This window comes from Aliidiomarina maris (genome assembly GCF_003987335.1).
GTDB classification, from domain to species: Bacteria; Pseudomonadota; Gammaproteobacteria; order Enterobacterales; family Alteromonadaceae; genus Aliidiomarina; species Aliidiomarina maris.
Genome location: NZ_PIPK01000016.1, coordinates 17,823 through 42,810, shown reverse-complemented (window position 1 = coordinate 42,810; position 24,988 = coordinate 17,823). Strand labels below are relative to the sequence as shown.

The 24,988-nt window shown below is 51.4% G+C and carries 29 protein-coding genes; 24 read left to right on the top strand and 5 right to left on the bottom strand.

All coding sequences use genetic code 11. From position 1 onward, the window contains the following. Positions 1-60: 60 nt before the first annotated feature. A complete protein-coding gene (nagZ, locus tag CWE07_RS12955; RefSeq protein WP_111570327.1) occupies positions 61-1,080 on the top strand; it encodes a beta-N-acetylhexosaminidase in 1,020 nt (339 codons plus the stop codon). On the opposite strand, the gene queC is transcribed toward nagZ, so the two are convergent. Then, positions 1,046-1,729 carry a 7-cyano-7-deazaguanine synthase QueC gene (gene queC / locus CWE07_RS12950; RefSeq protein WP_111570326.1) on the bottom strand — a complete coding sequence of 228 codons (684 nt, stop codon included), beginning with the start codon at positions 1,727-1,729 and terminating at the stop codon, positions 1,046-1,048. The two genes, nagZ and queC, sit on opposite strands and share 35 nt — an antisense overlap. 65 nt (positions 1,730-1,794) lie before the next feature. Here queC and queE point away from each other — a divergent pair, with 65 nt between their 5' ends. The 12 genes from queE (at position 1,795) to CWE07_RS12890 (ending at position 11,276) form a co-directional block, all read left to right on the top strand. Beyond that, the gene (gene queE / locus CWE07_RS12945) at positions 1,795-2,463 is read left to right on the top strand and encodes a 7-carboxy-7-deazaguanine synthase QueE (RefSeq protein WP_111570325.1); all 669 of its coding nucleotides are present in this window, start codon (positions 1,795-1,797) and stop codon (positions 2,461-2,463) included. Positions 2,464-2,600: 137 nt separating this feature from the next. Then, complete coding sequence (locus tag CWE07_RS12940) at positions 2,601-2,861, top strand: Flp family type IVb pilin (RefSeq protein WP_111570324.1); 261 nt, start codon at positions 2,601-2,603, stop codon at positions 2,859-2,861. After that, positions 2,836-4,065, top strand: coding sequence for a hypothetical protein (locus tag CWE07_RS12935; protein WP_111570323.1), 1,230 nt, complete (start codon positions 2,836-2,838; stop codon positions 4,063-4,065). Before CWE07_RS12940 ends, CWE07_RS12935 begins: the two co-directional genes overlap by 26 nt. Next, a complete protein-coding gene (locus tag CWE07_RS12930) occupies positions 4,062-4,703 on the top strand; it encodes a hypothetical protein (RefSeq protein ID WP_111570322.1) in 642 nt (213 codons plus the stop codon). The genes CWE07_RS12935 and CWE07_RS12930 overlap by 4 nt, the downstream gene beginning before the upstream one ends. Before the next feature lie 31 nt (positions 4,704-4,734). Next, entirely contained in the window at positions 4,735-5,430 is a 696-nt protein-coding gene (locus tag CWE07_RS12925) for a hypothetical protein (RefSeq protein WP_111570321.1), read from the top strand. Continuing rightward, positions 5,427-6,230 carry a Flp pilus assembly protein CpaB gene (cpaB, locus tag CWE07_RS12920; protein WP_157983276.1) on the top strand — a complete coding sequence of 268 codons (804 nt, stop codon included), beginning with the start codon at positions 5,427-5,429 and terminating at the stop codon, positions 6,228-6,230. The genes CWE07_RS12925 and cpaB overlap by 4 nt, the downstream gene beginning before the upstream one ends. Further along, entirely contained in the window at positions 6,227-7,390 is a 1,164-nt protein-coding gene (locus CWE07_RS12915) for a pilus assembly protein N-terminal domain-containing protein (RefSeq protein WP_181452300.1), read from the top strand. The genes cpaB and CWE07_RS12915 overlap by 4 nt, the downstream gene beginning before the upstream one ends. 25 nt (positions 7,391-7,415) lie before the next feature. After that, the gene (locus tag CWE07_RS12910) at positions 7,416-8,699 is read left to right on the top strand and encodes a TadA family conjugal transfer-associated ATPase (RefSeq protein WP_111570318.1); all 1,284 of its coding nucleotides are present in this window, start codon (positions 7,416-7,418) and stop codon (positions 8,697-8,699) included. After that, the gene (locus CWE07_RS12905; RefSeq protein WP_111570317.1) at positions 8,696-9,547 is read left to right on the top strand and encodes a type II secretion system F family protein; all 852 of its coding nucleotides are present in this window, start codon (positions 8,696-8,698) and stop codon (positions 9,545-9,547) included. The genes CWE07_RS12910 and CWE07_RS12905 overlap by 4 nt, the downstream gene beginning before the upstream one ends. Continuing rightward, positions 9,544-10,335: a type II secretion system F family protein gene (locus CWE07_RS12900; protein WP_111570316.1), complete on the top strand. Its 792-nt coding sequence runs from the start codon at positions 9,544-9,546 to the stop codon at positions 10,333-10,335. Before CWE07_RS12905 ends, CWE07_RS12900 begins: the two co-directional genes overlap by 4 nt. Beyond that, positions 10,332-10,769, top strand: a complete 438-nt coding sequence (locus CWE07_RS12895; protein ID WP_157983275.1) for a DUF192 domain-containing protein — start codon at positions 10,332-10,334, stop codon at positions 10,767-10,769. The genes CWE07_RS12900 and CWE07_RS12895 overlap by 4 nt, the downstream gene beginning before the upstream one ends. Positions 10,770-10,796: 27 nt before the next feature. Next, positions 10,797-11,276 (top strand): tetratricopeptide repeat protein, encoded by a 480-nt coding sequence (locus CWE07_RS12890; RefSeq protein WP_157983274.1) that lies wholly within the window; start codon positions 10,797-10,799, stop codon positions 11,274-11,276. A gap of 2 nt (positions 11,277-11,278) precedes the next feature. On the opposite strand, the gene smpB is transcribed toward CWE07_RS12890, so the two are convergent. Beyond that, the gene (gene smpB / locus CWE07_RS12885) at positions 11,279-11,755 is read right to left on the bottom strand and encodes an SsrA-binding protein SmpB (protein ID WP_111570313.1); all 477 of its coding nucleotides are present in this window, start codon (positions 11,753-11,755) and stop codon (positions 11,279-11,281) included. Between the two features lie 221 nt (positions 11,756-11,976). Here smpB and CWE07_RS12880 point away from each other — a divergent pair, with 221 nt between their 5' ends. The 3 genes from CWE07_RS12880 to sixA are packed head-to-tail and all read left to right on the top strand — an operon-like array spanning position 11,977 to position 13,276. Then, complete coding sequence (locus tag CWE07_RS12880; RefSeq protein ID WP_111570312.1) at positions 11,977-12,408, top strand: type II toxin-antitoxin system RatA family toxin; 432 nt, start codon at positions 11,977-11,979, stop codon at positions 12,406-12,408. After that, the gene (locus CWE07_RS12875; protein ID WP_111570311.1) at positions 12,408-12,749 is read left to right on the top strand and encodes an RnfH family protein; all 342 of its coding nucleotides are present in this window, start codon (positions 12,408-12,410) and stop codon (positions 12,747-12,749) included. The genes CWE07_RS12880 and CWE07_RS12875 overlap by 1 nt, the downstream gene beginning before the upstream one ends. A gap of 11 nt (positions 12,750-12,760) precedes the next feature. Continuing rightward, a complete protein-coding gene (gene sixA, locus CWE07_RS12870; RefSeq protein WP_111570310.1) occupies positions 12,761-13,276 on the top strand; it encodes a phosphohistidine phosphatase SixA in 516 nt (171 codons plus the stop codon). Positions 13,277-13,280: 4 nt separating this feature from the next. On the opposite strand, the gene smrB is transcribed toward sixA, so the two are convergent. Then, positions 13,281-13,874: an endonuclease SmrB gene (smrB, locus tag CWE07_RS12865; RefSeq protein ID WP_111570309.1), complete on the bottom strand. Its 594-nt coding sequence runs from the start codon at positions 13,872-13,874 to the stop codon at positions 13,281-13,283. 116 nt (positions 13,875-13,990) lie between these two features. Here smrB and prmB point away from each other — a divergent pair, with 116 nt between their 5' ends. Genes prmB through CWE07_RS12835 form a run of 6 tightly spaced genes read left to right on the top strand, consistent with a single transcriptional unit; the run spans position 13,991 to position 21,838 of the window. Next, a complete protein-coding gene (gene prmB, locus CWE07_RS12860) occupies positions 13,991-14,917 on the top strand; it encodes a 50S ribosomal protein L3 N(5)-glutamine methyltransferase (protein ID WP_111570308.1) in 927 nt (308 codons plus the stop codon). Continuing rightward, positions 14,917-15,999, top strand: a complete 1,083-nt coding sequence (gene aroC / locus CWE07_RS12855; protein WP_111570307.1) for a chorismate synthase — start codon at positions 14,917-14,919, stop codon at positions 15,997-15,999. Before prmB ends, aroC begins: the two co-directional genes overlap by 1 nt. A 6-nt stretch (positions 16,000-16,005) precedes the next feature. After that, a complete protein-coding gene (locus CWE07_RS12850) occupies positions 16,006-17,211 on the top strand; it encodes an MFS transporter (protein WP_111570306.1) in 1,206 nt (401 codons plus the stop codon). A gap of 52 nt (positions 17,212-17,263) precedes the next feature. Continuing rightward, a complete protein-coding gene (locus tag CWE07_RS12845; RefSeq protein ID WP_241974145.1) occupies positions 17,264-20,113 on the top strand; it encodes a S9 family peptidase in 2,850 nt (949 codons plus the stop codon). A 23-nt stretch (positions 20,114-20,136) separates the two neighbouring features. Next, positions 20,137-20,709, top strand: a complete 573-nt coding sequence (locus CWE07_RS12840; protein ID WP_241974144.1) for an elongation factor P hydroxylase — start codon at positions 20,137-20,139, stop codon at positions 20,707-20,709. After that, positions 20,702-21,838, top strand: coding sequence for an ATP-NAD kinase family protein (locus CWE07_RS12835; protein ID WP_111570305.1), 1,137 nt, complete (start codon positions 20,702-20,704; stop codon positions 21,836-21,838). Before CWE07_RS12840 ends, CWE07_RS12835 begins: the two co-directional genes overlap by 8 nt. 26 nt (positions 21,839-21,864) lie before the next feature. Here CWE07_RS12835 and CWE07_RS12830 read toward each other — a convergent pair whose 3' ends face one another. Next, the gene (locus CWE07_RS12830; RefSeq protein WP_111570304.1) at positions 21,865-22,185 is read right to left on the bottom strand and encodes a 2Fe-2S iron-sulfur cluster-binding protein; all 321 of its coding nucleotides are present in this window, start codon (positions 22,183-22,185) and stop codon (positions 21,865-21,867) included. A 97-nt stretch (positions 22,186-22,282) separates the two neighbouring features. On the opposite strand from CWE07_RS12830, the gene gpt reads away from it, so the two are divergent. Together gpt and CWE07_RS12820 are read left to right on the top strand one after the other, a co-directional pair. Next, positions 22,283-22,768, top strand: a complete 486-nt coding sequence (gpt, locus tag CWE07_RS12825; RefSeq protein ID WP_111570303.1) for a xanthine phosphoribosyltransferase — start codon at positions 22,283-22,285, stop codon at positions 22,766-22,768. A gap of 4 nt (positions 22,769-22,772) precedes the next feature. After that, positions 22,773-23,225: a thioredoxin family protein gene (locus tag CWE07_RS12820; RefSeq protein WP_157983273.1), complete on the top strand. Its 453-nt coding sequence runs from the start codon at positions 22,773-22,775 to the stop codon at positions 23,223-23,225. A 47-nt stretch (positions 23,226-23,272) separates the two neighbouring features. Here CWE07_RS12820 and CWE07_RS12815 read toward each other — a convergent pair whose 3' ends face one another. Further along, a complete protein-coding gene (locus CWE07_RS12815; protein ID WP_126819014.1) occupies positions 23,273-24,985 on the bottom strand; it encodes a proline--tRNA ligase in 1,713 nt (570 codons plus the stop codon). Positions 24,986-24,988 lie beyond the last annotated feature (3 nt).

Below are 24,988 nucleotides of genomic sequence, written 5' to 3'. Positions count from 1 at the left end.
CACTGCCAAGCGACAAAACTTCTGGCATACTGCGGGCTTAAATGTTTTTAAGGACCTTAAATGAGCGCAATCATGCTAGACGTCGCAGGCCTAAGCTTGGACGCGGAAGACAAAAACTTACTCGACCACCCCAGTGTGGGTGGCGTCATCCTGTTTAGCCGTAATTACCATGACCCTGAACAGCTGCAACACCTGTGTGCGAGTATTCGCCAGGCCGCACGTCAGCCAGTGGTGATTGCAATTGACCATGAAGGGGGCCGAGTTCAGCGTTGCCGTGAACAGTTTTCTGCCATTCCTGCGATGGCAGATTTCGCTCGTTATGCGCAGAACGATCAGCAAGCAAGCACTTGGGCTGAAGAGATGGGCTGGTTGATGGCGGCAGAAGTTATCGCCAACGGGATGGATTTTAGTTTTGCACCCGTGCTCGACGTCAATGGCATTAGCAGTGTGATAGGCGACCGCGCCTTTTCCAGTGAGCCAGCGGTGATTGAACATTTAGCGGCGGCTTTTATTCAGGGCATGCACAGTGCGGGCATGGCTGCGACCGGTAAGCATTTTCCAGGGCATGGCTCGGTGCATGCTGATTCCCACTTTGAAATCCCTGTTGATGAGCGTTCTCTGGATACGATTGACGCGCTCGATCTACTGCCTTTCAAAGCACTCGCCAGCAGCTTGCAAGGTATGATGCCAGCACATGTGATTTACCCTCAAGTGTGTCCACATCCGGCTGGTTTCTCACGCCATTGGATTGAGACAGTATTGCGTCAGCAACTCGGTTTTGAAGGGGTTATTTTCAGTGACGATTTAGCCATGCAAGGTGCGACGGTCGTAGGCGATATGATAACGCGGGCGGAAATGGCATTGGATGCGGGCTGCGACATGGTGTTGGTGTGCAATGACAGGGCAGGCGCGGTTGAGGTGATTGATAAGGTTAAAATTGGCCCGCCGCAACGTGACTATTTATCAATGATGCGCGCTCAGCCAAAGCATCGATTAGATTGGCAAGCGCGCACCCAAGACAGTCGCTGGGCCAAAGCCCAGCAAACTATTGCGCAGATTCGTACGCTAGCGGGTCGCTAACAGCATGGCTGGCGAAGGCTGCAAGGCGTTCGCGACAGGCACTACAACGGCCGCAGGCTTTGTCGCGGCCGTTATAGCAAGTCCAGGTTTGGCTGTAATCAAGGCCCATGCGTAAGCCATCGCCCAGAATATCGGCTTTGCTCTGCTGCAAGTAGGGGCTATGTACTTCAATTGGCTCGTAATTAGCAATTTGACTCACAGCATTCATGGCGTCAACAAACTCAGGGCGGCAGTCAGGGTAAATATCGTGGTCCCCCGAATGTGCGCCGTAATAGACTTTGCTGGCTTTAATCGACACCGCGTAACCAATTGCCAGCGACAGCAATATCATGTTGCGGTTAGGCACCACGGTTGACGTCATATTTGTGTTGGCATAATCACCCTCGGGTACTTCAATATCGTCGGTTAGGGACGAGCCAGCTAGTAATGTGTTAATCGCTCGAATATCGACAATTTTATGGGCAATGCCTAGTTGCTCGCATACCTGGCGAGCTGACTCCAGCTCACGGTGATGGCGCTGGCCGTAGTGAAAAGATACGGCATGCACGTCGTAACCATCTTCCAGTGCCCGATGCAGGACAGTGAATGAGTCCATGCCACCAGAATATATCACTACGACTTTATTATTTTCTGTAGAATTTTGCGCCATGCTGCCCCACTCAGGTAAAATAGATGATTGTCCGCATTCTACCTAAACTGGTGACGTAAATCAGCATGCTTGCTATTAATGAAATTTTTGAAACAATTCAAGGTGAAGGTGTATTCACTGGAGTCCCAGCCATTTTTGTGCGTTTACAAGGGTGCCCGGTGGGCTGCCCCTGGTGTGATACCCAACAAACTTGGGCGTTGAATGATGATGATCAAATTGACCCGGCGCAGATGATTTTAAAAACCGGTGATACGCCGGCTTGGTCGTCAATGACCGCGCAGCAAGTGTTGCAGTTATTCAGTCAACAGCAGTACACGGCGAAACACGTTGTGATAACCGGTGGTGAGCCCTGCATGTTTGACTTACGCGAATTCACCACTTTATTGCATCAACAGGGTTACCGCACTCAAATAGAAACCAGCGGCACATTTGAGGTGCGTTGTGACCCAGCGACTTGGGTCACTGTTTCTCCGAAGCTCGACATGCCTGGCGGCTACGAGGTGCGTGCCGATGCCATGGCGCGTGCCAATGAGATCAAGCATCCCATCGCCATGCAAAAGCACGTTGATGCTCTAGACGCGCTGCTCAGCCGATGTCCTGTTCAGGAAGGCACCACGATTTGTCTACAGCCTATCAGCCAGCGCCCAAGGGCGACACAATTGGCGATTGATATTTGCCGTCAGCGTAATTGGCGCTTGTCGGTACAACTACATAAGTACCTGGCCATCGCCTAATACTTAAAGCCATCCCTCGCGCGCAAACTTTTTGTCAGCGGTTTGCGCGATTGCCCAGCACCATGCTCTCGCCGCTTTTACTACCACACGCTATACCTTAATAACCTCAATTGGGAGGCAGGCTAAGGAGTAGCGAGATGAAAACAAAACAGCTAGGTCAAGGCATGACCGAGTACATTATTGTACTTGCACTGGTGGCTATTGCTGCCATTGGTGTGTACTCATTTCTGGGTAAATCAGTGCGCAATCAAGTGGCTGGGGTGGCACAAGAGATTAGTGGCCGTTCAGCCAGTGCTGAGCTCAACGCAGCCCGCGCAGCGGCGCAACAAGCAAGCTCGGTGGCGAATCAAGATTACCAGCTAGGTAACTACGATGAAGCCACGCAACAAGGCAATTAAATGCCAGCAAGGGCAGGCGCTGGTGCTGATGCTTGCTGTGATAGTGGTCGCTTGGGTTGGTTTAACCTGGGTGGTGCAACTCAGTGAGCGTAGCCAGCGCCAAACCCATATTCAGCAAGTGGCGGATTACGCAACCCAAGCCTTTGCCGTGGTCGCCGCCCGCGATTTAAATTTTAAAGCCGTGACCAACCGTGCGATGTTGGTTAACTCAGTCGCCATTGCGCAATTAGTTGGGCTGCATGCTTACCTCGAGATGTTGAGCCGAACCTCACAAAATGCTGCGTTAGTCACCAGTTGGGTGCCTTATGCCAATGCCGCGATGGCGCAAGTAGCTCGGGCCTTGCACACGGTACAACGTAGCTATACAACCGCTGCTAGTGGCCTTATTCAGCTTCACCAACTGACTATACAACTGCTCAGTCATGCGCAAACTCTATTCCATGCTGCGGCCTCGGTCACTGCTTTACGCACCAGTCAGCACGTTGTCACTACGGCAGATAATAGCCTTGAATTGGTGTTATTTAATCACGCTACATTACCCCAGTTTGCGTATGTTTGGCTTGGTTACCAGCATCGCCAAAGTGATATCAGCGATTTCATCACCTTGGCTCAGCGAAGTCGTGACCCATTTAGCCAAGCCCGCAGCTACCGTTGGTTTTCGGTGAGCCCTGGGCTCGTCAATGCGCGCCTGGAAAAGTGGGGCGGCAGCGAAATTAGTCATCAGTTTACTCGTCATATTCACTGGCAAGCCATTGATATTGCGACTTTACGTGTGCGCCTTGGCCCTTTTCGCAGTTTTACCGTGCCACTAGGGTGGGGCGGTGCCAGCGCAGGGCTTCGCCCCCCATTCGTGACTACCCCTGCACGTGACGCATTTGGGGGCGCATACCACGCCCGTCGCAGCTTAAGCCGCCAAAGTGCAGCCCAGGCGACTGTTCTTACTAACTCCATGCCAGCGCCATTGTATTACAGCGTCGATAGTGACCGCCGACTCCCTCAGATTACTCTGGCGGTGCGCGAAAAGGATAGCGAATATAAAGCCTATGCAGTGAGTCGCGCTGGACTGCATTTTCATCGTCCTAATCTGCTGTGGCCGCGTCGGGATGCTTGGTATGAGCGTGCGAATTTGTATAACGCGGTGTGGCGAGCACAACCGGAATCAATTTCTATTGCGGAACAATGGATATTGGAGCAACAGCTATGAAGCACTGTTGTCAGGGCCAGGCAAGTGCTGAATTTGCGCTCGCATTGCCAATTTTTACCAGCTTGGTGATTTGGGGCTATATCTACGTGCAAGGGGCGCTGCAAGAACGTGTACATGGCCAGCAAATGGCGCAATTGGCCCTTGCCCATAGCGATGAGCGACATAGCTATGAATTAGCGTTGTTAGATGACGCCGACTGGAATTTGCGTTTGCAGCTGTGGGTCAACATGAGTAAGTGGAGTGTGCTCTATCCACGTGTTGATTACCCCACTGCATTTGCGTTAGCACCGCTTGAATTGTTGAGCCGCTACGAGCGCGGGCTGGATATGGGGCAAGTGAATCTTTGGGATTTTGAAATGGCCGAATTCGGACACTTTGAATGGCTGCGCTATCAAAGTTTGCGTGACGACTGGAGCCCGCGACGGCAACAGCAACTCGAAGCGCGGCCTCAGCGCTTAAGCGCCAGTAATTTACTTGATAACGGCGTCGTACGGCAGATTCAAAACTTAATCGGGGCGACACCCGTTGGGCGTGAACTGCGTTCAAATTCATTGATATTCGGCCATGTTGACACCGATGTGGTGCCGTTTGCTGCTATCTGCAGCGATCCGTCGCGCACGCGCAACTGTCAGCCGTAATCACAGTTAAGCAGACAAGGACGTCAAAATTATGCATAAAAGTACGCTGCAGTGGGTAAGCGGGCTGCTAAGTAAGCAGTTTTTGTTGGCAGGCGTTAGTTGCTGTTTGCTGGGTTTTTCTGGCTCGGCGAGCGCTGCACAAGCTGACTTGCCGAGTATACCGAGTGATTGGCGGTTGCAGCCTTTAGCGGCACCGACCATCAGCGTCGGATTACTCATTGAAGCGTACACCATTCACGAGAGTCCAAAGCAGATAGCACGGTGGCGTGACAAGCATATGCCAGATTGTCAGCGTATAGACATAACAGATACCACTGATAGCAGCTACGTTGACGTCCATGATCGTCATTGCATAGGGCCTGACATCATTGTCAGTTTACTGCAGCGTAACCCTTATTTTATCTGGTCAATTGCGCGACCTAATCGGGGGCTACCAGCCCATCCGTTGATTACACAGATGCTGATGCATGGTTCGACCTTGCTAACGGCGCATAGTAATCAGTTTGAGCAAGTGCTTAGTGTGGCTACTGCGCGCTCATTGTGGGCGTTGCAGCATGATGCTCAACAGTATTTTAGCGCTCAGGGTGCCGAGTTAATTGAGACCCAGCGCGACCCCAATGGGTTTGTGCAAACATGGCAGTTGGGGCCTGTGCGCACACATATTGTGGCGGCACGAACAGACACTGGCCTGACTATCTTAACAGCGACAGAAGGAACTGCGCTATGACACTTAAACTTCATTGGTATCCATGGGTACCCCTGTGTATTGGGGCGCTGTGCGCAGTGGCTGCGATTATCACGATGCGCGTTTATATTGCCCATGCGTTGCAGCAAGACCTTCCGGTTGTGGAGCCGATACATCGCCAGTGGGTGGTCGTTGCGAATCAGGATTTAGCCGCCGGTAATACATTGCAAGCCGAGGCATTAAGCGCCAGAGAGGTGCCAGCGCTCGGCCTTGCGCCAGATACCTTTGCGCCACATATAGCATCGCAATTGTTTTCCCAGCGATTAGCGCATCCGGTGCAACGTGGTCAACCTATCCAGCAATTGCATCTGCAATATGCGTCACCTGCAAGCTTGGCCGCAGCTCTGGCAGATGGAACGCGCGCATTCACGATTCAAGTCAATGAGCAAGATAGTCACGCGCATATGATTCAGCCTGGTGACAAAGTAGATATAGTGGCAACAGAATTTGAGCGTAGCTTTGTGCTCGCCAGCGCGGTGGAAGTGATAGCAACTGGCCCGCTTGGCGGTCGCAGTGATGGTGAGATTAATAATCCCACTGCTTGGCATGGCAACCAGTATCGCACATTGACCTTTGCTATTGATAAACGCCTTGTACCTCAACTCGAAAGGATGCAGCAGCAACATATATTGAGTTTTTGGCTGCGCCCCAGTGTCGATACTGAACCACTGTATCTGCACACAGAGGTTCAGGTTGAATGGATAATTGGCGGGCAGCTCAATTCGGAACATGCGAGCCATCAGCTCATCCAGCATCCGACTCAGCAGGCGGCATGGTTATGAAGTGGCTTGAACTTCAGTTACCCGGTCGTGCTCTCACCGTGTTAGTCAGCCTATTGATGCTGGTCTGGATAGGGGCTGCGAGTGCGCAAGATGAATCAACTAGCGTTGAACACATTTATTTAGACATCGGTGCCTTGCACGTATTGCCAGTTGCTGGCGTGGTGACCCGCGTGGCAGTCGGTCTCGCTGAGATTGTCGAAGTGCGCCAAATTGAGCCGAGTGCGATACTTTTGGTCGGGCGCCAGTTAGGAAGTAGTGATGTGCAAGTCTGGACTGGCAGCCGTTATACGCATTTTCGCGTGCATGTGGGACCACTTGTTGAACCGGACATAGCGGTGGCGGTGATTGAGCTTGAAGTACAGGTGCTTGAGCTAAAAAGCCGTCAATTACAAAGCTTGGGTGTGCGCTGGCAGCAGATTATCAACGGGCCAAATGTCGGTATTGTGAGTGACTGGGTCGGCGGCGACCAGTTCCGTGTTGTGTCTGAGTTTGCGACAACCCCTGACTTCGATACTCTTGGTTTAGCGGCGGGGCAGCATGTGTATGCCGGATTAGCCGCATCGTTTCGTTCGCAATTGCAAGCACTGACGGAGCAGGGGCAAGCGCGCATGTTGGCAAGCCCAGTATTGCGAACAGAAAGTGGTCAGTATGCAGAGTTCTTAGCCGGCGGCGAAGTACCGCTGCCACAGGTCAATGCCCAAGGCGCGATGGATGTAAGCTTTCGCCAATACGGTATTGGCTTGCAAATTCGACCGCAACAATTAGATGACGGCGCCATTCGAACTCATGTTATTACTGAAGTTAGTAATTTAGACCCGGCTGTAAGCGTGCAGGGAATTCCAGGGTTGTTAACCCGGCGCACCGAATCCGTTGTGGCGGTGCAAGCCAACGAGACCTTTGTAATATCGGGTTTGCGCAGTGAAGACAATGCGTTGAGTCAAGAGCATGTCCACGGTTTGGCTAAGTTACCCGTGGTTGGTGCATTGTTTCGCTATCGACAGCAACAACAGCAAGAGACAGAGTTGGTTATTTTTATCACCCCCAGACGGGTTGAGGATCTGTCTTCACGCCGCCAGGCGCGCTTCTCCAGGGTGCAAAGCATTCGCCAACAGCTATTGCAAACTCCATGTCGCGGTATGCGCGATGCACGCACTCAATGACAGACTTAGACGGAAAGAGGCAACCATGGATTGGTATCAACAGCTTCAGCAATACATACGTTCACGCATTGATTTGCGCCAAACTCAGCTTGAGCGCTTAGATGAAACTGCGATGGCGACTTTAATTGCGAGCGTGCTCGCAAGCCCTGAGGCACAGGCTTTGATCCCTGATGCCGCGGTGGGTGCGCATCACCTTAGTAGCAACCTATCCGACACTAGCTTACAGCAACGTGTTATCGATGATTTACTTGGCTTCGGTGTGCTGGCCGCATTGTTACGCGACCCCGACGTAGCAGAAATTATGGTTAACGGACCACAGCAAATTTACGTTGAGCGACACGGTCGTCTGCAACTGAGCCCGTTACAGTTTCAAGATGAGAGTGCTGTGCGCCAAGTGGTGGAACGAATGGTGGCGGTGGTTGGTCGCCGCATAGATACCGCCAGTCCTATGGTCGACACCCGGCTCGCGTGTGGCGCTCGGGTTAATATCGTGATTCCGCCACTGGCTATCCACGGCAGCTATATCACGGTACGTAAGTTTTCCCAGCATATGCGCAGTGTGCAAGCCCTATGTGAGCAAGGCAGTTGTTCACCGCAGTTGGCAGAGTTTTTAGAGCTTGCCGTCGCAGCGAAACAAAATCTGATTGTGTGTGGGGGGACGGGAACGGGTAAAACGACATTACTGAATATTTTGGCAAACTGGATTGCGCCAACCGAGCGCGTGATCACCATCGAAGATTCTGCAGAATTACGTTTAGCGCATGCGCATTTAGTCAGCCTGGAGGCGCGTCCAGCGAATCAAGAAGGGGAAGGCGCGGTGAGCATTCGCCAGTTGGTGATTAACGCGTTGCGGATGCGCCCTGACCGTATTGTTGTCGGTGAGTGTCGCGGCGGTGAAAGTCTGGATATGCTGCAAGCGATGAATACCGGGCACGCAGGTTCAATGACCACCTTGCATGCTAACACGCCGCGAGACGGCCTGCGGCGCTTGGAAGTGATGGTGATGATGGCGGGTATGGAGTTACCACTGCTGGCTATTCGCCAACAAATTAGTAGTGCGATTGACATCATTGTGCAACTAAAGCGACTGCCTAACGGCGCGCGTATCATAAGCCAAGTCACTGAAGTACAAGGCATCGAAGGTGACACTATGATGTTGGCAGATATTTATAATCTAAGACATGGCAGCCACCTTGCATCGGAGTCTGAGCAGGATGCACAACCAACTGGCGATATCCCGATGTTTTTACACCAGCAGCCCGAGGCCATTCGGCAGCGCGCGTTAGCATTGCTGGCGATTGCCGTATGACTGCGTTCATCGGCTATGTATTGATAGCAGGGGCTGCGGCTATCTTCGGTTTTATCCTGATGCGACGTGCAGTGTCTGACGTCCAGCGCCTTCGCAGCCGCATCGCTACCAGCACCCACCAAGCTCTGAATGAGCTATTTTGGTTTATTCCCTTGGCACAGTTCGCACGTCTGATGGTGTTGCCGTGTTTAGGCATGTGCTTATTGTGGTGGTGGCTATTACCAACGCCAATGCTAGCGATAGTTGCGCCACTGAGCTTCGGGCTGCCATTATTTGGCTTAAAGTGGCTGCGCGCGCGGCGTCAGCGCCTACTGTTACAACAACTTCCTGATATGCTGACGTTACTGAGTGCTGGGTTGAAAAGTGGGGTGACGTTAGTCGCAAGCTTCAACATGCTGAGCCGAGAAGTGAGTAGTCCAATGCGCGAGGAGTTGCTTGTTGTGCTGCGGGCAGTCCGGCTCGGGCAAACTATCACTGAAGCCCTACAAGCATGGCAGGTGCGACAACCTTCCAGTGACCTTCATCAGGTTGTGCTGGCGATTACCCTGGCCCAGCAAAGTGGGGGACAACAAGGGCATATACTGCAACGGTTAGCCACCACCATGCGGCGCAAGCAACAGCTCCAACTTAAGGTGCTAGCTTTGACGGCTCAAGGCCGAATGCAAGGTAAAGTTATGGTCGCCTTACCGTTACTATTGCTAGCTGCTTTATATATGATTGAGCGCCCCGTGATTCTTGCTCTCGCATATCATCCGCTAGGTTGGGGCGCATGCACGCTGTTGTTTGGCTTACTTGGCAGTGGCTATTGGTTAGTGCGTCAACAAGTTAAGTTACCGGTGGCGTTATGACGTGGCTTGAATATGCTATAGCTGCAGCATGGGTAACGAGCGTAGCCTGTTTGCCATGGCGATGGTTATTAAACGCCTACGCGCGTTTAAACCAGACGCTGCAAAGTGCTAGCAGCAAGTATGCACACCTGTTGTTACGCTATGTGCCGCCCACATTGCTTGGGGCATGGGCGCAAGCTCCGCGGCCGCGCGCACGCTTGGCTGGATGTGTGCTAACACTGCTTGGCATACTCTGGGCTTTGGTGTTGACGGCGTGGCTATGGTGGTTGATAAGTGTTGTGTTAATCGCGTTATTGTTATTGCCGATTAATCGTCGCATACGTCAGTATCAGCGTGACTTAGTCGCCATTCAAAGTGCGCTGCCAGGGCAGCTCGATATGCTGGCGATGTTGCTCAGCGCCGGGCAACCGCTGTTATCGAGTATAGAGCAGTGTGCTCAAGGTCCCGCCGTGCATCCGCTTCAGCTTGAGCTAGCGCGATTGGTAAGTCGCGTGCGTGCAGGGATACCTCTGCAGCAGGCGCTCACTCAACTTGCCGAAACCTATCGTTGTCGGGAGTTACGTTTATTTGTTCACGCAGTGCAGCACACGCGTGAGAGTGGCTCTGGCTTAGCCGTTATTTTACAGCAGCAGGCGGAGCAGCGGCGTGAGGAAATATTTTTGGCAGTCGAGCGCAAAGCCATGGAAGCGCCGGTAAAAATGATGTTCCCATTATTATGCTTTATTTTCCCCGCTACGATTTTAGTCTTGGTAGTCACCCTTGCAGCAAAAGTGATGTGGGGCTTATGAACCGCCAGTCTGCGAACGACCTTATGCTATGGCAAGGTCGAGTGATTATTGCCGATACCCCGTGGCAACGCCTGCGTGGGTGGTATGGACGTGCTGACTCGACAAACTCTCCCGCCATCAGCGCGGTATTGCTGACCGCGTGTCGCGCCGTACATAGTATCGCGTTGCAGCGTCAACTGCACTTATGTTGGTTAGACGCCAGTGGGCGTTGCATTCACCTGACACCCAGCTTGAAGCCCTGGCGCCTGGCAGCCTGTGCAGCTGCGACTCAGGTTTTAGAAATAGATGTGCGGGCATTGTCAGCGCGGTTGCTACCTCAGATATTTGGAAGCCAGCTACGCATATGCCATGATCACGCAGGTTATGTGTATGCAAGTCTAAACATTGGTACCCATGACATCCCCAAACAAACTGAAACTTTTAAATATCCATGATCCATGCACGATGACAAGGAAGTGATTATGCAAACGAATAGATTAACCAATTGGGCAACATGTCGTAACCGCGCTGCGGTTGCCACTTTGGGTGTACTGGTAGGGCTTATGCTAGGAGGGTGTCAAAGTAGTCCCAAGCAGCGGCTAGAGTTAGACCCGTCACGCTCTGTTGCTGCAGCTCGAGTGGCCTATGAGCGCGCAGACTTACTCAGCGCAGAGGCCTTATTGCAAAGGCATTTACAGGTTCACCCTCAAGACGGTGATAGCTGGTTTTTGCTGGGGAATATTTACTTACGCACGGCACAATATGCCGCGGCGCAGCATGCCTATTCCCAAGCCAGTAGGCTGAACCCGGAACAAGCAGATATATGGCACAATTTAAGTTTAGTATACCTGCGTCAGGCGACTCAGGTATTGCTGGAAGGCCAATTGCATCATGATGATACCTATCAGCCTCTATTAGGTTGGCTGCTGCACATGCAAGGGGTCAGTGATTACCAACCCTGACATTAGCGTGCTTTATGCTTGAGCATGCGTTCTTTTTCGCGGGCCCAGTCGCGGTCTTTGATAGAGTCTCGCTTATCGTGAGACTTCTTACCTTTGGCTAGGTAAAATTCAAGTTTGACCCAACATTTTTTCCAGTAAAGTGCTGTTGCGACTAAGGTATAACCTTCGCGCTCAGTTTTACCAATTAAAGTAGCTAACTCTCTCTTTTTCAAGAGTAATTTACGCGTGCGCTCAGGATCACACACGACATGTGACGATGCCGAGTTCAGCGGTTGAATTTGGCTCCCAAGCAGATAGGCTTCGCCATCTTTGATGATGACGTAACTGTCTGAAAGGTTTACCTTTCCGTCGCGTATACTTTTGATTTCCCAACCTTGCAACGCAAGGCCAGCCTCGTATTTCTCTTCAAGAAAATACTCATGCCGCGCTTTTTTATTCAGCGCAATCGTATTGGATGTCGGTTTTTTCTTTTTGCTCATGGGCGTATTATACCTATCCTTAGCACGCAGGGAAGTAGCGCAGGATAGCAAATTTAAACGTTAAGGGTGTAGGCGCTAACCAATAAAACCGCTAAAATGCGCTCTTATTTTTTTGCCAACGCCCAAATTGATGTTTTTTTCGGCATGTAGCGAGCAAAGATTGAGCAGCTCGCCGGCCCATGAGGGCGGCTTGGCACACTTAAGGTGAAAGGAAAGCGACTATGCCTCAAATTGAGCGGACCATTTTGGTACCGTACAGTTGTCAGCAAATGTTCGATTTGGTGAATGACATCGAAGCCTACCCGCAATTTGTTCCAGGGTGCTCGGGGGCGCGTGTGCTTGATCAGCAGGGTGCACGAATTGACGCTGAGCTGCACATTAGCAAAGCAGGCATCAAGCAGAGCTTTGCGACCAGGAACACCTTGCATGAAGCGCACCGAGTCGACCTTGAGCTATTAAGCGGCCCCTTTAAATCTCTGCAAGGCGCATGGCACTTTGAAGCCCTCGATGGCGACGCCTGTAAAGTGACCTTGCGGTTGAATTTCGAGTTCTCCAGTAAAATGTTACAATTCGCGTTTGGCAAGGTATTTAATGAGGTCAATCGTCGGATGGTGGATGCTTTTGCACAACGTGCGCGTGTGGTGTACGGCTAATGAATGAGCAATTACTAACCCTTGAAGTCGTGTATGCATTACCGGATCGGCAAAAAATTCAAGTGGTTCAGGTAACGCCAGGCACTAGCGTAGAAGATGCCATCATCCAATCAGGGATTATGCAATTTTTCGATGACATCGATTTAAGTAAAAATTCCGTAGGTATATGGAACAAAACCTGCAAATTAACTGACCAACCGCGCAATGGAGATAGAATTGAAATCTATCGACCATTGGTAGCTGACCCCAAGGAAATTCGTCGTCGACGAGCGGAGAAAGCGAAGTTGGAAGGTCGCGCAGATAAAGTCACCGGGGGCCGCCCCGATGACAAGCGCAAGTGAGGTTGTGGTAGATGAAGTTATTTATTATGCGTCACGGTGAAGCTGCGCCATTGCAAGCTTCTGCGTTGTTAGGTGGTGCACAGTATGCGTCCGACGAAGTACGTGAATTAACTTCGTATGGGCGTGAAGAAGTTGCGGCCTCTGCCAAGTGGTTAAAGCAACATTACCCGAAACTCGATCTTGCGATATCAAGCCCATTGGTGCGCGCAGAACAAACGTTGGACATTGTCGCTGAGCATATGCCAATCGAAGTGCGCGAGGTATCTGATGAGGTTACGCCATCATCAGACCCAGAAGCATTTGCTTGCGCACTGCTTGCACGCTTACAAATTGAGCCTGCGGACACTGTGCTTGTGGTTTCTCACATGCCGTTCGTGTGTTACTTAGTGAGCTTTTTGGATAGCAAAGTACAGGCGCCATTGTTCCCAACAGCCGGTGTCGCGGTGCTTGATATTGAGCCGCTGGCGATGGCTGGCGATCTGCAATCCATGACCGCTCCACCAGAGCCTGAGCACGAGCACGCTTAATTATTTATTCAGGCTGTTGCCAATCAAGCATCGCGCTGCGAAGCAATACCAGTAGCGCGCCTTGGCCGCCCCATTCCAAAGGTGCTTGATGAAATGCCAGCACGTCGGGGTGTTGCATCAGCCACCCCGGCACACGCTGGCGTAATACGCCGGTGCCAACCCCGTGAATGACATTCATGCAATACCCTTGGTTGTGCATGCAATCCTGAATTGCAGCGGCAAGATCACGCTGTGCTTCGACTTGAGTCAAACCATGTAAATCGACGACCAGATCCGGGCTAAAATCGCCACGTCGCAATTGCTTGGTCAGGTATGGGTTGACCCCCTCAGCGCTATATTTCATCACCCCCTCGGGCAATGCTGGTTCAAACTGCGACGAAAAGGGATGCGTGGCTTGATCTCTGCGCACTTGCGAGGCGGCTGCCCGAGCTCGGCGTTGCTGGTGAACTTGATGTTGCGCAGGCTTAGCATGCGGCGCTGGAGTTTGCCGGACCACTCGGTCATTTGCAGTTATCCGCTTAGCGCCTGCAACAGCTTGGCGAAACAAGGCGCGCGCCTCGCGCTCAAGTTTTTCTCGGTCTGAAGGCTCGTCAGACATGAATATCCTTACTTTTTCGGGTAATCTAGCGTGTTATTATAGTAAGCCTTTCGCAGGCGTTGAGCAAAGCTAACCGCCCGCGGTCTTCAGATAAGGAATAGCTACTCGTGGAATCAATGAATTTTAATGAACTGGCAGCAGAGCTGCACACGATTCGGGACTGGCAGCGTTACGCGGTGACTGAAATGAATCAAGCAGAGATTTATTTTGGTCATGGTGCGGCCGATGCATGGCAAGAAGCCAACTTACTGCTCGCTGCTGTGACTGCTTTAGATTTCCATGAGTTAGCAGAGGTGAGCGAGTGTCGTTTGACTAGCTTTGAGAAGCAGCGCTTCTGGCAATTACTGCAAAAGAGAATCGATCAGCGTGTACCTGCGTCTTACTTAACTCAACAAGCGTGGTTTGCAGGCTTACCCTTCTATGTCGATGAACGAGTGTTGGTGCCGCGTTCGCCCATTGCTGAACTGATTGAGCAGTATTTCGAGCCTTGGCTGGCGCACTCACCACAACGCATTCTTGATTTATGTACCGGGTCTGGCTGTATTGCGATTGCTTGTGCGTATGCGTTTCCAGACAGCGAAGTTGATGCCCTCGACATTAGCCCTGAAGCTTTGGCTGTGTGTGAACGAAATATTGAGCAACATGGGCTGGCGCATCAAGTGACACCGATTGCCTCGGACGGGTTTGATGCAATTCCCGGTCAAGTGTATGACCTGATTGTGACCAATCCACCGTACGTCGATGCGGAAGATATGGCTGATTTGCCCGCCGAGTACCAGCATGAGCCAGAGCTTGGCTTAGCTTGTGGGCCGGACGGCTTAGACTTGGTGCGGCGGATTCTGCGCCAAGCGCCTGAGCATTTAACGGCGGATGGCGTATTGATTTGCGAAGTCGGTAATAGTCAGGTCCATATGCAGGCATTGTGGCCGAACGTACCTTTTACCTGGTTAGAATTTAACCGTGGTGGGGCGGGGGTCTTCCTTTTGACGCGCGCGCAGTTGGTTGAATACGCAAGTGCGTTTCAAGCACAAGGAGCTGAATAATGCCCGGTAACAGCATTGGCCAGATGTTTCGTGTCACCACCTTTGGTGAAAGCCACGGGGTGGCAATCGGCGGCGTGATAGACGGCTGCCCACCGGGTATTGAGTTGAATGAAGCTATCATTCAACGCCAATTAGATCGCCGTAAGCCTGGCAGTAATCGGTATACCACTGCGCGTCGTGAGGCCGACGCGGTGCGTATCTTATCTGGCGTATTTGAAGGCAAAACCACGGGCACCCCAATCGGGATTGTGATTGAAAACACCGATCAGCGCAGTCGTGACTACAGCAATATTATGCACACCTATCGGCCGGGGCATGCCGATATTACCTACGACGCTAAATATGGCTTTCGTGACTATCGCGGCGGTGGGCGCTCATCCGCAAGGGAAACCGCGGTGCGTGTTGCGGCTGGCGCCATTGCAATGCAGGTGCTAAGTCAGCAAGGAATTGAAATCCGTGCGGCAATGACTCAAATGGGGTCAATTCAAGCGCAGCAATACGACTGGCAGGCAGTGAACGACAATCCTTTCTTTTTTCCTGATACGCAGCAACTTGATGCATTGGATGCACTCATTCGCGAACTTAAGAAAGCGGGCGATTCCGTGGGCGCGAAGATTCAGGTGGAAGCCCATGGCGTACCGGCGGGCTGGGGTGAACCCGTATTTGACCGCCTTGACGCGGATTTAGCCCATAGTCTGATGAGTATCAATGCAGTCAAAGCGGTTGCGATTGGCGACGGCTTTGATGTTGTGAGTCAGCGCGGCAGTGAGCATCGGGACGAAATTACCCCGCAGGGCTTTGTCAGCAACCATGCCGGAGGCGTTCTCGGTGGCATTAGCACCAGCCAACCGATTGTTGCTCACATTGCATTAAAGCCAACGTCGAGTATTAGTGTGCCAGGGCGTAGTATCACGGCGCAAGGCGAAGCCTGTGAAGTGGTCACTAAAGGGCGGCATGACCCTTGTGTTGGCATTCGTGCGGTACCAATTGCTGAAGCTATGATGGCTATCACGCTGCTTGATCACTACTTGCGTCAGCGTGGCCAGAATGCAGAGGTTAGCCAACCTTGGCAATTTAGTTAGTCGCCAATGTTATTTTATCCGTTAACGGGCGCCGCGAATCGGCAAGCCAAGCAGCTGACGTTCGCCTACTTTGGTTACTTCTCCGTGCTTGCGGTGATAGTGCCATACCTTGCGGTATACCTTGACGCTATCGGATTTAATTCGCGCCAAATCGGTGAGCTCATCGCAATCATTACTGCTTGCCGTGTATTTGGCCCCCCTTTGTGGGCGACCCTGGCTGATAAAACAGGGCGTTGTCTTCCATTTATTCGTTTAGGTGCAGTTGCTGCAGGTTTACTGTTTGTCGCGCTCACATGGTCGAATGAATACTGGTGGGTCGCTTTAACGTTAGGCTTGTTAAGCTTATTTTGGTCAGCCATTTTGCCGCAACTGGAAGTGCTGTCGTTGTCCACCTTAGGTCAACAGGCGCAGTTGTACTCACGTATACGTGTGGGCGGCAGCCTGGGCTTCATTGCCATTTCGCTGGTGATTGGTGAACTATTGGCAGCCACAGGTGCTCAGCGTCTACCGATTTATGGCGCATTACTGGTGACCTTATTGTTGGTTACCACTTTGGGTTTATTTGAGCCGGCTAAGCGTGCAGTGCACACGACCAACCCGGCGCACCTCGGTTCGATTTGGCAGCGTATTGTTCAGCGCCGTTTTCTCACTTTCTTAATCTCAACCACCTTACTCCAGGCCAGCTTTGCGCCTTTTTATGCGTTTTTTGCCTTGTATCTGCAGTATTTAGGTTACGCCCCATATGCGGTAGGCTTGCTGATTGCCCTTGGCGTTGTTGTTGAAGTTGGGATGTTTCTTGTCGCTGGTAAATACGTCGCGCGCTATGGCGTGCGTAATATTCTGCTGCTGTGTATGCTGGCGACGGCTGTGCGTTGGAGCCTAATGGGCCAGTTTGCCGACATATTTTGGTGGTTGCTGCTAGCGCAGGGGTTGCACGCTTTTAGTTTTGCGTTGCACCATAGCGCGGCTATTCAGTTTATACATCAACATTTTCCAAGCGCCGAGCAAAGTCGTGGCCAAGCGCTGTATGTTGGCTTTGGGTTCGGCGCAGGCGGTGCCCTTGGCGCTTACTTGGCAGGCATGGTTTGGCAACAGCATGCGGGCGCTTCGCTTGGTTTTATGGGGGCGGCCGGTTTAGCCCTTATTGCTGCATTTGTGTGTGCGTGGATGGGGCAAGATAAGCCACAGCCAAACAACATCGCCAGCGCATAATTTTGTAATCGCTCCTGTGAATTCAGGCCCTATGATAATTAAAGAAGAGGCAATGATGAGCAATAACTTTCAGCAAACAGCGTGGCAACGCCCCAGTGCGAAGCGAGCGCTGACTTCCCTGGCACTGAGTTGTGCGTTGTTACTCCCCGCTACATGGTCAGCCAGTGCGCTCGCTAGCGACGTCGAGGCAGTGCAAGGTGAACCGCGGCCACTCGCGCTCACTGACGTCATGCAATTTCGGGAAATCCATCAACAAGTCTGGAGCGATGACAAGCGTTGGTTGGCGTTTAGTGCGACACCAGATTTTGGTGACGCCGAGGGCTTTATAGTGGATACCCAAGCGGGTACCCGTTGGACCTTGGCGGATGCTGAACGTCCAAGCATTAGTCGTAACGGCGATTATGTCGCGTTTATGCGTAAAGCTAGCGTGTTAGTGCGCGAGCAAGCCAAGCACCCTGATGCTACAGATGCGCAAAAAGATGCGGCCAAGCAGCAAGATCTGGTACTAGTGCATACCGCGACGGGGGCGCAAACTGAGTTCGCACAAGTGGATAGTTTCGCCTTTACGGGTGACGGTTTAAGTTTGGTTATATTGCATCAATCTAACGATGATGCAGCAGATGAAAACGCTAAAAAAGGCGCTAAGAGCCTGTTAGTGCACCGTTTGGATGACTCGAGCCAGCGTCGAATTGAGGGGGCTACAAGCTTCAAAGTGGCTGAGCAAGGGCCAAGAATTATCATTGAAACTGAGCTCGAACAAAGCGCTGAGGAACCCCAGCAACAACGCTTACAAGTTTATAATAGTGCCAACCATTCGGCGTTAACTTTGCTGACGAGCGAAAAAGCTTACGCAGCGGTCAACTACAGTTTTAATCATCAAGGTGATGGCCTGGCGTTGCTGGCTAAGCGACCAGAGTCTGACGCCCTTGAGCTGGCGCTTTGGCAGTATGGCGCGCGTGAACTCAATTGGGTAGACACCACCCGTGAAGGCTTCGACTTGAGCCAGCATCAGTTGGCGTGGGCGCAGGACGATAACCAATTGTTTATTGGTTATCGCCCCAGCAGTGCAAGCGCACCAAGCAGCGATAGCATGCCGCAGGCGTTGAGCGATTTGTATAACCTTGAGCGCTTACAGGCGGACCGGCGTTTGCAAGTGTGGCATGGCAATGACGAGCGTATTATTACCCATCAGCGCGAATCGCATAGTGCTCAGCAGCGCGCCAGCGCACCGTCCGTATTGTGGCTTGATAGCGGCAAGCTGGTGCATTTAGGCGACGATATCGAAGATAACCTGCGCGTTAGTGCCCACACCGAGGCGCAGCTGATGACGTCGGCGCGGGCTCATTTGCGTGAAATATCCTGGAATGGCTTTTATCACGACATTGACCATGTCAATTTAACCAGCGGTGAACGTCAACGTGTGGTATCACGCGTGCGCACCAATGAGCGTGGTCATTTATCACCGAATGCCCGTTATGTGGCGTATGTCGCGGACGAGCAATACCGGATATTCGATGCGCAACAAGGGGAATCCACCCAGTTGGCCGCGGATGTTGAAGTCAGTTGGGTAGACGAACAAAACGACCGCCCAATGGAAGCCAGTAGTTATGGTGTGGCCGGTTGGCTTGCAGACAGTAGTGGTTTTCTGGCTTACGATCGCTTTGACATTTGGTTGCTCACCATAGACGGCGATGCCCGCCGTTTAACCCAAGGTCGCGAGCACAACAAACAGTTTCGAGTGCAGCATTTAGATGCTGATAGCCAAGACATTGCCACTGACGCCACCTTGTTATTGAACAGCTACAGCGAACGTGAAAAGTATCATGGATTTTGGGCGCTGAGCCTTGCGGACGGCACGACCACAACCTTGATAGAAGGGCCGAAGCGCTATCAATTCGTCGCTTACGCGGACGACGCGCAACGTTTGTTATTCACCGAAGAGGACTTCCGTCAGTTTCCTGACATTTGGTCGGTTGAATTAAATTTAGGCGCTATTGATGAATTTGCTGCGGATACCGCACAGCAACTGACGGACGTTAACCCGCAAATTAGTGAATTTAAATGGGGTGACGCCGAATTGGTTGAGTGGCAAACCGATGACGGTGACTCGTTACAAGGCGTGGTGATCAAACCTGATAACTATGACGCTGAGCGCCGTTATCCAGTGATGGTGTATTACTACGAGCAGTTTTCCCAGCGTTTGTACCATTTTAACCAAATGCGTGTGAATCATCGGCCTAACTTCCCGTTTTATGTCGGTCAGGAGTACGTGGTGTTTTTACCTGATATCCGCTTCCGTGCTGGTGCGCCCGGCCCAAGTGCCACTGAGTCGTTGTTACCGGGGGTGCAAAAGCTGATTGACCTTGGCATTGCTGACCCTGATGCCATTGGTCTACATGGCCATAGTTGGTCAGGTTATCAATCTGCGTTTGTAGTCACTGAAACCGATGTGTTTGCGGCGGTGGTGAGCGGTGCGCCGGTATCCAATATGACCAGCGCATATACGGGTATTCGCTGGCAGACTGGTTTAGCGCGCCAATTTCAGTATGAAACGGGTCAAAGCCGGATTGGACCAAGTATGTATGAAGATTTAGACCCTTACATTAAAAATTCGCCGGTATTTTTTGCGGATAAAATTAACACGCCCATGTTGATTCAATTCGGTGATGCTGACGGTGCAGTACCATGGGAGCAGGGGATTGAATACTATTTGGCACTTCGCCGCTTAGATAAAGACGTGGTGATGTTGCACTACGAGGGCGAACCACACCACTTGCAGCAGTACGCCAACAAAGTGGATTACAGCATTAAAATGCTCGAGTTTTTTGATCATTTCCTGAAAGGTGAACCAGCACCCGATTGGTGGACGCAAGGCTTGCCGTATCAGGTGTATGAGAATTAACAACATGGGTGTTCAAGAACGCAGTGAGTAAACTGACCCACAACGCGCAGGATGCGATTGAGCTATTCAATCGCACCTTCGCGCAAACCTACAATACCCGGCTCGTGCTAGGGGCTGATGAGCCGCTTTATAAGCCAGCGTCGAATCGCGTGCCTTACCACCAAGTTATATTTGCCCATGGCTTTTTTCGTTCAGCCCTGCATGAAGCGGCCCATTGGTGTGTGGCTGGGCCTGTGCGTCGGCATATCGTTGACTATGCTTACTGGTATAAACCAGACGGCAGAGGTGCCAGTGAACAGCGCCAGTTCGAACGCGTTGAATGCAAGCCACAAGCGCTGGAATGGCTATTTTGCTTGAGTGCTGGGCACAGCTTTGAGGTGAGTTGCGATAACTTAGGCTGTGACGACCCGAATGCCATTGATGTCGATGGGTTTCGCCGCCAAGTTGAACGGCAGTTAACCGCATACTTTAAGCATGGCGTACCAAAACGGGCGCAATTATTTGCTCAAGCACTACAGCAGTTTTATGCCCAGCCGGACCCAGCCAGTGTCTGGCAACTACAAGCGGCGTTCGTTAAGGAGGTTGAAGATGTTTAAAATTGGCCTGGTTATAAACCCTTATGCAGGGTTAGGTGGCAGCGTAGGATTGAAAGGTAGCGATGGTCAGGCGACTCGTGAACTCGCCCTCAGCCAAGGTGCGCAACCCCAAGCTATGGCTAGGGCGCAATTGGCATTAAGCGCTTTACAATCCTACCAAGCGGATATTGAGTGGCTAACGGCCGCCGGGGCGATGGGGGAGGACACCTTAACCGAGCTTGGGATGAATTACCGTGTGGTGTATACGCCAAATAATGCAAGCCCAAGCGCGTCAAGTGAGGCGCAAGATACGTGCGCGGCTATCAGTGCAATGCTTTCCGAGGGCATTAATTTATTGGTATTTGCCGGTGGTGATGGAACTGCGCGGGACGTGTTTAGTGTAGTTGCGGACACCTTACCCGTGGTTGGTATACCCGCTGGGGTAAAAATTCATTCAGGCGTGTATGCAGTATCGCCGCGCGCAGCAGGCAAAGTCCTTGCATTGCTCGTGAGTGGTGAATTGACCACGCTACGACATGCGGATGTGATGGATATTGACGAGCAGGCATTTCGCCAGGGTACGGTGCGTGCTAAGCGCTATGGCGAAATGCAGGTGCCGCAAGAGCTTGAATATATGCAAGCGGTGAAAATGGGCGGTAAAGAATCGGACGAATTAGTGCTTACCGATATTGCTGACGACATCATTGAGAACATGGATGACGACGTGCTCTATATTATGGGGTCTGGTTCAACCGTGGCTGCGGTGATGGAGAGTCTTGGCTTGCCAAACACGTTACTCGGTGTTGATGTGGTGCTGAATCAAGAGCTGATTGCCGCAGATGTTAGCGCAGGTGAATTGGAAGCTTTGCTAGCCGAGCACCCACAAGCGAAGATGGTGATAACCGTGATTGGTGGTCAAGGCCATATTTTCGGGCGGGGTAACCAGCAGCTTAGCCCCAAAGTCATTCGTCATGTTGGTCGCGAGGGTATTTGTGTGGTCGCGACCAAAGCGAAACTGAAAGCACTAGCGGGTCGCCCGTTGCGGGTGGATACCGGTGACGATGAATTGGACCAGGCATTGAGTGGGTTTTTGCCGGTGACTACAGGCTATCATGATCAGACGTTGGTGGCAGTGCAGGCAGTGTCGTAATGACACTGCCAACTTAGTTACCGCATTTAGAATTGAGATACAGGTAAGCGCAAAATAATACCGTCTAACTCAGCGGTCATTTCTAACTGGCAGCTGAGACGGCTATTGTCTTGTGGATCATTGGCCATATCCAGCATGCTTTCTTCCATGTCACCGACGGGTGGCAATTTTGCTAACCATTCAGGGTCAACGTAGACGTGGCAGGTGGCACATGAACATACCCCGCCACATTCACCAATAATGCCATCGATCATATTTTCGGTGGCTGCTTCCATAAAGTTCTGGCCGACTTCAACATCAACCTCGTATTGGGCTCCATTGGCTTCAATGTAAATCGCTTTTGGCATAAGGGGCTCTCGTGTCCTAATGGCTTAAAAGTGATATAGTTTAACCTATTCAGAGCGTATCAATAAATTTTTACTGTTATTTAAGTGTGGGATCAGCATGAGCGTAGAAGGCAAAAAAGAATTTTTTGTATCTTGGGAAGAATTACACCGAGCGACCCGTGAATTGGCGCGCCGCCAATTACCCGCCGAACAGTGGCGTGGTATTGTCGCGGTCAGCCGTGGTGGTTTAGTACCTGCGGCGATTATTGCACGCGAACTGAATATTCGGGTGGTGGATAGTATTTGCGTCAGTTCCTATGACCACCAATCACAACGCGACAGCGCGATTATCTTAAAAGATGTCAGCGCTTGTGAAGACGGCGAAGGCTTTTTAGTCATTGACGACCTGGTTGATACTGGCAATACCCTACGTTTATTGCGTCAACGCCTACCTAAGGCTAAGTTTATTACCGTGTATGGTAAACCAGCAGGGCTAGAACTGGTGGACGATTACGAAGCCAAATTAGAGCAGACCACGTGGATTCATTTTCCGTGGGACATGCATTTGCATTATGTCGACCCGCTCGCTGGACAACAGGGGTAGCAGCATGAAGTGGTTTAAAGTTGTAACTGGGGTGTTGGTGGTCGGCGTTGCCGCCATCGGACTATGGTTAATCATCTTTGGCCCACCCATTGACGACAGCGCCTTGAATCGCCATATGCAGGCGTTTGATGAGCAAGCATTTGCCGCGGCGCAAGCGGATAATCAACTGATATTGCTTAATTTTCATCAAAGCTTTTGTCCAGCTTGTCAGCGCCAAAAGCGGGTGCTAGCACGCTACTACATTGATTTCCCTGATTCACATGTACGCGTGTTTGAAATAGACTATCGGGCGAGCCCAGAGCTGGCACGACGTTTCGGCGCAGCAAACGCGACTACTTTGGTAATGTTCCGCGGTGAACAGCGCATTTGGTATAATCATGGTCAGACGGAAACACCGGCCATTTACAGCGCTTTACGCGAAGCCGAGTACCACACGAGGCTGTTTGAATTGGATTAAAAAAGGGAGCGAATGCTCCCTTTTTGCTATGCAATGAGTGCGTTAATTTACGCTTTTAAATGGGCTACAACATCCGCAATGGATACGGTGGTTTTCTCACCGCTGCGACGGTTTTTCAGCTCCACACAGCCTTCATCAAGATTACGCTCACCAACCACAACCACATGCGGAATGCCAATTAACTCGATGTCGGCAAACATCACCCCAGGGCGTTCTTTACGGTCATCAAATAACACGTCAAAGCCAGCACCTTGTAATTCGGCATATAATTGCTCTGCGACTTCTTGGACACGAGCCGATTTATGCATATTCATTGGCAAAATACAGACCTGGAACGGCGCCATTGAATTTGGCCATTTAATGCCATACTCATCGTGGTTTTGCTCAATGGCGGCAGCCACAATGCGTGATACACCGATGCCATAACAGCCCATAATTAAGTTTTGATGCTTACCACTTTCGTTGAGCACGCCGACTTTCATCATGTCGCTATACTTAGTGCCGAGCTGGAAGATATGGCCGACTTCGATACCGCGTTTAATGTCTAAACGACCTTGGCCACATGGGCTTAAATCGCCAGCTTTGACGTTGCGTAAGTCCGCGACTTCAGGCATTGCCAAATCACGACCCCAGTTAATGTTAAACCAGTGGAAGCCGTCTTCATTGGCACCGGCTGCAAAGTCGCTGGTGACGGCAACTTCGCGGTCAATAATCATATCAATAGGCAAGTTCACTGGGCCTAATGAGCCCGGCCCTGCGCCGATGACAGCACGAATTTCAGCTTCACTGGCAAAGGTAAGAGGCGATGCCACTTTAGCCAGTTTATTGGCCTTAATTTCGTTTAGTTCATGGTCGCCACGCACTAACAAGGCAACAAAGCCTTCACGTTCACCGGCTTCGTTTGCGGCATGCACAATCAAGGTTTTTACAGTTTTTTCAGCCGCCACACCAAACTGTTCAACTAAGGTTTTAATCGTCTTTGCATCTGGAGTAGCGACTTTGGTCATTTCAGCGGTCGCTGGGTCGGCTTCTGCTTTACTTGCAATAGCTTCCGCAAGCTCGACATTCGCGGCGTAATCAGAGCTATCTGAAAACGCAATGGCGTCTTCACCGGAATCAGCTAATACATGGAATTCATGGGACGCATTGCCACCAATCGAGCCGGTATCAGCGATGACTGGGCGGAATTCTAAGCCTAAGCGATTAAATATATTCTGATAGGCCGCATACATGCGCTGATAAGTGTCTTGCAGACACTGCTCGGAGGTATGGAATGAGTACGCATCTTTCATGATAAATTCACGCGAGCGCATGACCCCAAAACGTGGGCGAATCTCATCACGGAATTTAGTTTGTATTTGATATAAGTTCAGCGGCAGTTGCTTGTAGCTACTGACTTCTTTGCGCACCAGTTCTGAAATTACTTCTTCATGGGTCGGACCAAGTACGAAATCACGTTGGTGACGATCTTGCAGGCGCAGAAGTTCAGGGCCGTAGTCTTGCCAGCGACCTGATTCTTGCCATAAGTCAGCGGGCTGCACCATCGGCATCAAAATTTCAATGGCGCCGGCACGCTCCATTTCTTCACGTGCCACCTGCTCAACCTTGCGCAGCACACGAAGTCCTGTGGGCGTCCAGTTATATAAGCCTGATGCGAGTTTACGCACCATGCCGGCACGCATCATCAGTTGGTGGCTGATGATTTCTGCATCAGACGGAGTTTCTTTCAAAGTCGCCAATAAATAGTTGCTGCTGCGCATGAG